This is a genomic window from Anaerococcus tetradius ATCC 35098, assembly GCF_000159095.1.
Lineage (GTDB): Bacteria > Bacillota > Clostridia > Tissierellales > Peptoniphilaceae > Anaerococcus > Anaerococcus tetradius.
Window position 1 is genome coordinate 240699 of sequence record NZ_GG666296.1, and the last position, 6791, is coordinate 247489.

Consider the following 6791-nt stretch of genomic DNA (forward strand, 5'->3'; position numbering starts at 1 on the left):
ATTTATGGCTAAGTATGATAATGAATTCAATGTAGATTTTTCATATCTACCAAAACACCTATCATTTGACGAGTTTAAGTCAACCAAGGATGCTAAAGGAGCTATGAGTTTTATATATCTAGATTCAGATAATCACAAGGTTATTGATATTGTAGAGAATAGACAGTTACCTTACCTAAGGAAATATTTCTTATGTTATCCAAGATATGTTAGAGACAAGGTTAAGACTGTATGTATTGATATGTATAGTCCATATATTTCACTTATCAAAGAACTCTTTGTTAATTCAGAAATTATTATAGATAGATTTCATATTGTAAAGCTCTTTACTAACTCTTTCAACCATACAAGGATTTATACAATGAAGACTTATTCCACTAGCAATATTAAATACAAAAGGCTTAAGAAATATTGGAAGCATTTTCTAAAACCTTACAAGTTACTTGATCCTATACACTTTTTTAAACGTGTTCATTTCCCTGGTAGTCTTGTATCTGATGAGGATATAGTAGATATTAGTCTTAACATTGATAAAACCTTGAAAGATACATATGAATGTTACCAATGCTTGAGGGAAGATATTGAGAAGAGGAATTTTGAATTATTTGCATTTCATTTAAGTTATTTTAAAGATAAGGTGAATGACAAAATGAAAACCTCAATAGATACCTGTTTTTATTACCTTGATCTAATTAAGAACTCATTTATTTATGATTATTCTAATGGACCTATAGAGGGTGTTAACAACTTCATAAAAGTCTTAAAGAGAATAGCCTTTGGTTACAGTAATTTTGCTAATTTTAGAACAAGAATATTTATCACCAGAAATTTATTAGCTAGTTAAAAAATTCAGGGATAGAAATTTCTATCCCTGATTAAGAATTTGGTTGATTTTTATTTACCAACACGATTTGACAAAGAGCCGAAAAAATTTATTATGAAACATGGTTTAAATTTCAAGATAAATACGCCTTTACTTTCAATGAAGAACTAAGAAAGAAATTCACTGGCAAGAACGAAGCTGGTATTAGAGATGAATTAGTGAATCTTCTAGGCTCTCTTGATAAGGTTAAAAGTTTAAGGAAAGACTTGGAAGCCGATAGAATCGAAAGCCTTAAATCTTATAGGGGGTCCATCAAAAAAGAGGGACTAGATGACTTGTTAGAGTTTTTAAGAGCAGAAAAGATTAAATGTGCCCTAGCTTCTTCTAATGATAGAAAGAAAATTGATTTACTACTAAAAAAAGAAAATATCTATGATTTTTTTGATTTTATTATATCAGGAGAAAATGTAGAAAAAAGTAAACCTGATCCTGAAATCTTTGTTAAGGCTAAAGATGCCTTTGAATTTAGTAATGAAGAATGCCTTATCCTTGAAGACTCCTACAATGGCTATAAAGCAGCCCAAAAGTCAGCTATGGACTATCTTATAATTCATGATTCTAGTTTCGATAAGTATTTTTCTGCTGATAGAGAAGTTGATAATTTAAGAAGTGTTATAGCTTATATAAAATAGTTTATAGGAATTATTTAGGCTAATTTTTTACTTGTAATTTTGCCTTAATTTCATTAGCCAATCTTCTATTATCAATGTTTGGGATTAAGATTTTATTTATGATTTAAGTTATATTTTTTAGAGAAAGCTAAACTAAATATTAGCTGGCTATTTTTAATTTATTGATAAATATATATTAAAAGATATAGTGATTATAAGAAGCTTAAGGTAGGAAGAGATGGTTAAGAGAAATAATTTTACTGAAGATAAAAATTTTTTTATATTAAATTCTATGGATGATCGGGTTAGGATTGTCGATCCTAAGGGAAAAACGGTCTTTATTAATGATGTCTTCAAAAATGCAAGCGATAAGTCTCTTGAACTGAAAAATTATATTAATGAGAATGCATCATTCCTTATGCTTCAAAGAAATAGCACCTTGAGCAATACTACCATGATTGAAGAAAAGCTAATTGATGACAGATACTTTTCTATTAAAACTTCACCAATCTATAATGGGGATGAGTTTTTGGGTATTATCGAAGTCTATAGGGATATAACAAGAGAAAGTCTTATGAAAATCGAGCTATTTAATAATAACAGGAATATGCTTGATGATGTGAGATTTGTAAAGAAAATTCAGTCCAATATCCTGCCTAAAGATAATAGCTATGCAAATCTTCGTCTTAGAAGTAAGTATCTGCCAAGCGATGAACTTTCTGGAGATTTCTTTGATATTATAAAGATAGATGATAATAAATATGGTATATATATTGCCGATATCATGGGACATGGAGTAAAGGCTTCTATAATGACTATGTTTATAAAACTTACTATGAACGCTATCTTAGATAAGCATCCGACTTTTTCACCTTCAGAGATATTATTCAAACTTAGGGATAAGTTTGCCAAACTCGGCATGGAGTCTAGTCAATATTTTACAGCTTGGCTGGGGGTTTTTGATTTTTCGGAAAATAAACTAACTTTTTCTAATGCAGGCCACAATTGTCCACCCCTTTTATATTCGAAAAGTAAGGACGAAGTGAGTTTTCTTTTGGTAAGTGGCAGGATGATTTCTAATATTATCGAGCCGGATAATTACGATGAAAAGATGGTCAAGATAGAAGATGGAGATAGGCTTCTCCTATTTTCTGATGGAGCAATAGAGGCTAAAAATGAAGCTAGGAAGGAATATGGACTAGAAAGGCTAAGAGATGTTTATAATAGGGAGCATGACCTAGAAAAAACATACAAGGATATTAAGAAGTTTACCTGGGGTAAGCAAGAGGACGACCTAAGCCTAGTTGAAGTTGAGTATAAGGAGATATAATGAGAAAATTAAATTCGTATATAGATCACACTATTTTAAAGGCTGATGCACAAATAGGTGATATAAAGAAGCTAGTAGATGAAGCTATAGCTCATGATTTTTATAGCGTTTGTGTAAATTCAAGCTTTGTAAAGGACATAAGAAGCTACAACAAGGATGTAAGGATTACATCAGTAGTGGGCTTTCCCCTAGGAGCTATGTCTTCAGCAGCCAAGGCCTATGAGGCAAAGTGTGCAGTGGGAGATGGAGCAAGCGAGATTGATATGGTTATAGCAGTCGGACGACTCAAGGATAAGGACTATGATTATGTTCTTAGGGATATAAAAGCTGTAAAAGATGCCATAGGAGAAAAAATCTTAAAGGTAATTATTGAAACTTGCCTTTTGACAGACGATGAAATAGTAAAGGCTTGCGAGCTTAGCGAAAAGGCTGGGGCGGATTTTGTTAAGACTTCAACAGGATTTTCTACTGGAGGAGCTAAGGCATGTCATGTAAGACTTATGAAAAAAACCGTAGGAGATAGACTAAGGGTCAAGGCTTCTGGAGGAATCCACAACAAGAAAGATGCTCTAGAAATGATAGAAGCTGGAGCAGATAGGATCGGTGCTAGTAAATCTATAGAAATTTGTGAGCAATAGTATGGCAAATGAAGTAATGATGCAGTCCTTTGAGTGGGACACAGATGGGTCGGGAGACTTTTATAAGAAACTAAAAATGGACGCCAAGACCTTGAAGGAAAATGGTATAGATGGATTGTGGCTTCCACCAATGACTAAGGGAGGAAGCGATATGGATGTAGGCTATGGAATCTACGACCTTTGGGATTTGGGAGAATTTGATCAAAAAGGAAGTGTTAGAACCAAATATGGGACTAAGGATGAACTAATCGAAGCCATCAAGGCCCTAAAAGATGCAGGCGTTAAGTGCTATGCTGATGTCGTCCTTAACCACAAGGGCAGTGCTGATTTCACAGAAGAATTTAAGGCTGTCATGGTCGATCAAAACAACAGAGAAAAAGATGTATCAGGACAAATGGATATAGAAGCTTGGACAGGCTTTGACTTTAAGGGAAGAAATAAAAAGTATTCCGATATGACCTGGCACTATTATCATTTTACTGGAGTCGATTATGACGTAAAAAGTGATACATCTGCTATTTTTAGAATACTTGGAGATGGGAAATATTGGGATGAGGATGTTTCTAGCGAAAAGGGCAATTTCGATTATCTTATGAATTGTGATATTGACCATGAACACCCAGAAGTAAGAGAAGAAATCTTCAAGTGGGCCGATTGGTTTATCGACCAGACTAAGGTAGATGGTTTTAGATACGATGCCCTAAAGCACATATCATCAAACTTTATCAGAGACCTATCCAAGCATATCATAGAAGAAAAGGGCGAGGATAAATTCTATCTTTTTGGGGAATTTTGGCAATATAACAAGGATGAAATAGCCCGATACTTAAAGCTTACCGACTATAATATAGACTTGTTTGATGTACCCTTGCATTTTCACATGCAAGAGGCAAGCAAGTCTATGGGCAATTACGATATGAGAAAGATTTTCGATGATACAGTAGTGGCAGATTTCCCAGCTAGTGCAGTAACATTTGTAGACAATCACGATAGTCAACCTGGCCAATCACTTGACTCTTGGGTTGAAGAATGGTTTAAAGAAATTGCCTATGCCATGATTTTATTTAGGAAAGACGGCTATCCTTGTATCTTTGCAGGAGATTATTATGGGCTTATAGGTGAAGTAAAGACAGAGCCTATGTATGAGCTTCTCAATAATATGATTAAAGTTAGGAAAAAATATAACTATGGCGAAGAGGACAACTACTTTGATGACCCATCAGTAATTGGTTGGGTAAGAAGGGGAGATTCTGATCACAAGCCTCTGGCAGTTCTTATATCTATAAAGGATATGGCAGAAAAGCAAATGTTTGTCGGTGAAGATGAGGCAGGAGCAGTCTATGTCGATCTTTCTGGTAAGAATGACGAAGTCCTCATTGATGAAAATGGAAATGGAGTATTTACTGTAGGCCCAGGTTCTGTGACCTATTGGGCTAACAAAGAAAGCTTATGAAATATTACGCAGTAAAAAGAGGAAGGAATCCTGGGATTTATACATCCTGGGATTCTTGTCTTAAAGAAGTAAAGGGATTTTCTAATGCTAGCTATAAATCTTTCAAGAAAAAGGAAGATGCCATAGCCTTCATGGAAGATAGACAAGAAGAAATAAAAGTAGATGAGCATACAATAATCGCCTATGTGGATGGTTCCTACAACCTAAAAGAAAAGATTTATGGGGCAGGAGTAGTCTATATCACTAAGGACGGTGAAAATGAGCTATACGAAACTTATAGGGATGACTTTTATAAGCACAGAAATGTTGCAGGAGAAGTTAAGGCAAGTGAGCTTGCCATAAGAAGGGCTCTGGGAGAAAAGAGAGAAAAAATCGTAATCTTCCACGACTACCAGGGGATTTCCTCTTGGGCTAATGACGAGTGGAAGGCCAATAACGAGCTAACCATCTCTTACAAAAACTTTGTAAGAGAAGCAAGAAAAAGCCTTAAAATTTCCTTTGTAAAAGTTAAGGGCCACTCAAACGATAAGTACAATGACTGGGCAGATAAGCTAGCAAAAAAGGCAGCCCTAGTTGAATAGTAAGGGAAAAGTAGTAGAATAAAAATGGGAAATGAAGTTCTTCCCTAAACAAACCGCTATAAGCTGATGACTTCTGTGAATACAGGGGTTGGCAGCTTTTTTTTATTAAGGAGTTAATATGTTAGTAAACCTTGCAATTATTATGCTTACAGGCCTAATGGGTGGAAAGATTTTTTCTAAAATTAAAATCGCTCCCCTCCTAGGCATGCTTTTGGCAGGAATCCTTATAAGCCCAAATCTCTTGGGACTTGTGAGAGGAGATATAAGTAATCTTTCCAAAGATTTAAGGCAGATTGCCTTAGTAGTAATTCTTACTAGGGCAGGTCTTTCTCTTTCCTTTGAAAGGCTTAGAGAAGTTGGGATATCAGCCGTCCTAATGACCTTTCTTCCGGCGAGCTTTGAGATTGTAGCTATTACATTTTTGGCAAATAAAATTTTTAATCTCCCCTACCTTGACAGTGCAATCTTAGGGGCTGTTCTTGGAGCAGTTTCTCCTGCTATTGTAGTTCCTAGAATGTTAAAACTCATAAAAGAAGGCTATGGAGAAGAAAAAAAGATAGCAGAGATAATCCTTGCTGGCTCATCAATAGATGATGTCTACACCATAGTATTTTTCACAGTCTTTATTAATTTAAAGCTAGGTGGAGAATTTTCTATTGGAAGCTTCCTAAACATTCCTATTTCAATAATAACAGGAATTCTTTTTGGCATCCTTATGGGATACTTGCTAGATATCTTCTACTCAAAAATAAAGCTAAACAAAATCTACCAAGCCATAGTCCTTATGGGGGTATCCTTTCTAATCCTAGGACTTGAAACTTACGCCAAAAACCTCTTTGCCTTCTCAGGCCTTGTAGCTATCATAGCCATGGCTATGACTATCAAAAAATTAAACGAGCAAGTAACTGAGTGTATGCTTGAAGTCTATGGATCCTTGTGGGAGCTTTTCGAGATTCTCCTATTTGTCTTAGTCGGTATTACAGTCGACCTTTCTATAATAGGAAAGGAAATTTTCCCTGCCCTTATCCTAATTACAGGGGGCTTAATTATTAGGATGTTTGGAGTCTACTTCGCCCTTCTTCCTTCTAATCTCAACAAGAAGGAGAAGATTTTCTCTGGTTTTGCCTATCTACCAAAGGCAACAGTCCAAGCAGCCATAGGCCCTGTCGCCCTAAGCTATGGGATAGGAAGTGGCAAGCTTATCCTAGCTATATCAGTAATAGCTATCCTATACACAGCTCCCCTAGGGGCTATCCTAACCGATAAGACCTACAAGAAACTATTAGTAAGAAATG

General features: G+C 35.3%; 7 protein-coding genes and 1 riboswitch. All 7 genes read left to right on the forward strand.

The window, feature by feature from the left end:
* A partial coding sequence (locus tag HMPREF0077_RS04285) for an ISL3 family transposase (RefSeq protein WP_169304252.1) occupies positions 1-844 on the forward strand: 844 nt, incomplete at its 5' end.
* 197 nt (positions 845-1041) lie between these two features.
* Positions 1042-1515: an HAD family hydrolase gene (locus HMPREF0077_RS04290; RefSeq protein WP_004836739.1), complete on the forward strand. Its 474-nt coding sequence runs from the start codon at positions 1042-1044 to the stop codon at positions 1513-1515.
* A gap of 217 nt (positions 1516-1732) precedes the next feature.
* Complete coding sequence (locus tag HMPREF0077_RS04295; RefSeq protein WP_004836740.1) at positions 1733-2824, forward strand: PP2C family protein-serine/threonine phosphatase; 1092 nt, start codon at positions 1733-1735, stop codon at positions 2822-2824.
* A complete protein-coding gene (gene deoC / locus HMPREF0077_RS04300; protein ID WP_004836741.1) occupies positions 2824-3462 on the forward strand; it encodes a deoxyribose-phosphate aldolase in 639 nt (212 codons plus the stop codon). The genes HMPREF0077_RS04295 and deoC overlap by 1 nt, the downstream gene beginning before the upstream one ends.
* A 1-nt stretch (position 3463) precedes the next feature.
* Complete coding sequence (locus HMPREF0077_RS04305; protein WP_004836742.1) at positions 3464-4915, forward strand: alpha-amylase; 1452 nt, start codon at positions 3464-3466, stop codon at positions 4913-4915.
* Positions 4912-5496 (forward strand): ribonuclease H1 domain-containing protein, encoded by a 585-nt coding sequence (locus HMPREF0077_RS04310; protein WP_004836743.1) that lies wholly within the window; start codon positions 4912-4914, stop codon positions 5494-5496. The genes HMPREF0077_RS04305 and HMPREF0077_RS04310 overlap by 4 nt, the downstream gene beginning before the upstream one ends.
* Positions 5497-5514: 18 nt before the next feature.
* Positions 5515-5579, forward strand: a riboswitch (Fluoride riboswitch).
* A 35-nt stretch (positions 5580-5614) separates the two neighbouring features.
* Positions 5615-6791: cation:proton antiporter (locus HMPREF0077_RS04315; RefSeq protein ID WP_004836744.1), on the forward strand; the 1177-nt coding region annotated here is incomplete at its 3' end.

Coding starts and splice junctions, on each gene's coding strand:
- HMPREF0077_RS04295 (WP_004836740.1), top strand. CDS start 1,733: ATGGTTAAGAGAAATAATTTTACTGAAGATAAAAATTTTTTTATATTA.
- HMPREF0077_RS04305 (WP_004836742.1), top strand. CDS start 3,464: ATGGCAAATGAAGTAATGATGCAGTCCTTTGAGTGGGACACAGATGGG.
- deoC (WP_004836741.1), top strand. CDS start 2,824: ATGAGAAAATTAAATTCGTATATAGATCACACTATTTTAAAGGCTGAT.
- HMPREF0077_RS04310 (WP_004836743.1), top strand. CDS start 4,912: ATGAAATATTACGCAGTAAAAAGAGGAAGGAATCCTGGGATTTATACA.